Genomic DNA, 2,784 nt, shown 5'->3' with positions numbered 1-2,784 from the left:
CACCTGGGCGTCGAGCACGGAGACGGCGGCGAAGGCGGCGGCCTTCTTGTCGGCGGGCGCGACCAGGCGCCGCCAGACGCTCGTGGCGAGCTGGGCGGGCTCGAGGTTCCCGGGGACCACGTCGGCCACGCGGCGGGCCTCGTCGAGGTGCCGGTGCCGGGCGTCGGTCGCCAGGCCGAACGCGTACAGGGCCTGGACCAGCACGGTGGCGTACGGGTCGTCGGGGTCCACGTCGATGCGGAACCGGAGGTCGGCGTCGACCTCGTCGGCCAGCTCGCGGGCGGCCGACGTGGCGAGCTTCGCGGTGCCCGCGCCGATGCCGGCCTCGACCAGCCGGTCGGTACCCGCCACCAGCACCTGGGCGACGTGCTGGTAGCCGGCCTTCTCCAGGACGGCGACGCGCAGCTTCTTGCGCCGCTCCTCCAGCGCCGTGACGGACACGGTGCGCAGGTCCGCGTGGACCCGCACCTCACGGGTTGCCGTGTAGGCGTCCCGGACGCGCTCGCGCAGGCCGAGGTCCGCAGTGGTGAGCAGCCGGGCGTCGTCGAGCAGCGCCTCGGCCTGCTCCAGGACGCGGCGGGCCGCGCGGGCCTTCCAGGGCCGGGCCAGGCCGGTGGGGGCGGCCGGGGTGTCGGCAGGGCTGGGGAGGGTCGTCTGCTCGGTCATGGCGCTGCGAGCGTACCCGGATGGTCTGACATGCCCCATTTACGCCAGGGCTATGTTGAGGGCATGACCAAGGAGCAGAGCAAGTTCGGCGGGACGCCGGTCACGACGGTCGAGGAGCTCCGGGAGATCGTCCCGCCGCCGCTGGAGACGGCGGCGAACAAGGTCCGTCCCGCCCTGCACGAGCTCGACCGGCAGTGGCTGGCGGCCTCACCGCTGTGCCTGGTCGCGACGTCCGACGCCGAGGGCAACCTCGACGTCTCCCCGAAGGGGGACCCGGCCGGCTCCCTGGTACGGGTGCTGGACGACCGCACGATCGCGATCCCCGAGCGTCCCGGCAACCGGCGCACCGACGGGTTCCTCAACGTGCTGGCCAACCCGCACGTGGGACTGATCTTCGTGATCCCCGGCCGCGGCGACACACTGCGGGTCAACGGCCGCGCCCGGCTGGTACGCGACGCGCCCTACCTCGCCGAGCTCCAGGTGCGCCGCAACGTACCGGTCCTCGCGCTGGAGGTGGACGTCGAGGAGGTGTTCCACCACTGCTCCAAGGCGTTCCTGCGCTCGAAGACCTGGGACCCGGAGACCTGGGGCCAGGACGAGGTGCCGCGCCGCGCCGTCATCTCGCGCACTCTGGAGCGCAGGAACGACAGCCTGGAGGAGCTCGACGCGTACTACGGGCCGAGGTACGCCGAGACCATCTACGGCTGAGCGGTCGCGGGCTCGTCCATCCCGAGCATGGCCCGGACCGGCGCGACACCCGCGAGCGTGACGTCGGGCCGGTGCAGGTCCGGGCGTGCCGCCCACATCTCGCGGGTCATCCGGTAGCGGTTCTCCGTGGCTGCCGCGCCCTGCCGGTCCACGAGCGCGACGCCGTTCGGCGCGTAGCCGAGCGACCGCGTCACGCCGTTGGACTCCGGGTTGTCGTCGAAGGCCTCGGTCGTGGCGTCGGCGGCGTCGAAGCCCTCGAACAGCAGGTGCAGCGCCAGCAACCGCATGCGCTTGCCGAGGCCCTTGCCGTGATGCTCCAGGCCCAGCCAGGAGCCGGTCCCGGCCGAGCGCGTCGCGGCGAACGCCTTGGCACCCACGCTCTGGACGCCGACGGGCTCGCCGTCGAGGAACGCGCCGAGCTCCAGCGCCCAGGCCTCGGGTGCGATGCGGCCGCGCGACGCCCAGTGGTACTGCAGCAGCCCGTGGCGCACCTCGTCCGGCTCGCCGACGTTCCACGGGACCAGGAACGGGCTGCGCTCGGGCGGGTGGATCCCCGCGACGGCGAGGTCGGCCAGGCGGACGAGGTCGGTGTCGGCGGGCAGGCGCAGCTCGAGGTCACCGGAGGTGACCCGGAGCCCGAACGGCGGGAAGGCGCTCGCGAGATCCATCGTCCGACCGTTCCAGGTGCTGCGGGGCCGGAGCAACCTGAATTCGGCCGACGGCGTGTCGCGATCCGGGGTAATGCGTGCGCGGACGAGGGGTGCCGGGTGGGCTGCATTCCGTTCACCTGGGGCACGGGTGATCCACCTGAGCCGAACAGTTCGGCTGAGCCGAAAATCTCGATGCTCATGTGAACGAACTACGGCCCACCCGGCACCCTCTGTCGGACCATGCATGACCCCGAGGCCGGTGCACCACGCCCGACGGCCGGACCCCGCCCCCAGACCGGGCCTGTGGACAAGCCCCGCGCACGCGCGCCGCCGGGCAGGCTGGGTCCATGGCGCGCACCAACTACGACCCGCTCGACCGCAACCCGATCTTCGACGGCACCCTGGACCCCGATCTCGACGACGACGGCGAGGCCGACGACGCCGGGGTCACCCCGCGACCCGCGCCCAACCTGTACCAGGACGGGCTGGCGCTCGTGTGCGCGGCGGCCATCCGGTTCGAGGCCGCGCGGCGTGGCCTGAGCCAGCAGCAGATCGCGGCCGAGGTCGGCCTGTCGCGCGCCGCCGTCTCAGCCCGCTTCCGGGGCCGGACCGCCTGGACGCTCGACCAGGTGGGCAGGCTCGCGATGCTGTTCGGCTGCGACCCTTCCGTGCTGGTCACCGAACCACGCCGGCCCGTTCGGGAGCTCGCCGGGAACTACCGGTGAGCGCCGGGCCGGCCGCGGCGGGACCGCGGCCGGCG

At 73.6% G+C, this 2,784-nt stretch carries 4 protein-coding genes; 2 read left to right on the top strand and 2 right to left on the bottom strand.

The window, feature by feature from the left end; all coding sequences use genetic code 11:
- A partial coding sequence (locus tag PROKR_RS36265; protein ID WP_036969531.1) for a hypothetical protein occupies nt 1-666 on the bottom strand: 666 nt, incomplete at its 3' end.
- Between the two features lie 30 nt (nt 667-696).
- On the opposite strand from PROKR_RS36265, the gene PROKR_RS26010 reads away from it, so the two are divergent.
- Complete coding sequence (locus tag PROKR_RS26010) at nt 697-1,374, top strand: pyridoxamine 5'-phosphate oxidase family protein (protein ID WP_245605972.1); 678 nt, start codon at nt 697-699, stop codon at nt 1,372-1,374.
- Here the strand turns inward: PROKR_RS26010 and PROKR_RS26005 are convergent.
- Nucleotides 1,365-2,042, bottom strand: coding sequence for a GNAT family N-acetyltransferase (locus tag PROKR_RS26005; protein WP_036969522.1), 678 nt, complete (start codon nt 2,040-2,042; stop codon nt 1,365-1,367). The genes PROKR_RS26010 and PROKR_RS26005 overlap by 10 nt on opposite strands.
- A 329-nt stretch (nt 2,043-2,371) precedes the next feature.
- Here PROKR_RS26005 and PROKR_RS26000 point away from each other — a divergent pair, with 329 nt between their 5' ends.
- Nucleotides 2,372-2,749, top strand: a complete 378-nt coding sequence (locus PROKR_RS26000) for a helix-turn-helix domain-containing protein (protein ID WP_036969521.1) — start codon at nt 2,372-2,374, stop codon at nt 2,747-2,749.
- Nucleotides 2,750-2,784 lie beyond the last annotated feature (35 nt).

The sequence above is a fragment of the Promicromonospora kroppenstedtii DSM 19349 genome (assembly GCF_000515355.1).
Lineage (GTDB): Bacteria > Actinomycetota > Actinomycetes > Actinomycetales > Cellulomonadaceae > Promicromonospora > Promicromonospora kroppenstedtii.
This window is presented reverse-complemented; position numbering and strand designations above follow the sequence as displayed.

Coding starts and splice junctions, on each gene's coding strand:
- PROKR_RS26010 (WP_245605972.1), top strand. CDS start 697: ATGCCCCATTTACGCCAGGGCTATGTTGAGGGCATGACCAAGGAGCAG.
- PROKR_RS26000 (WP_036969521.1), top strand. CDS start 2,372: ATGGCGCGCACCAACTACGACCCGCTCGACCGCAACCCGATCTTCGAC.
- PROKR_RS26005 (WP_036969522.1), bottom strand. CDS start 2,042: ATGGATCTCGCGAGCGCCTTCCCGCCGTTCGGGCTCCGGGTCACCTCC.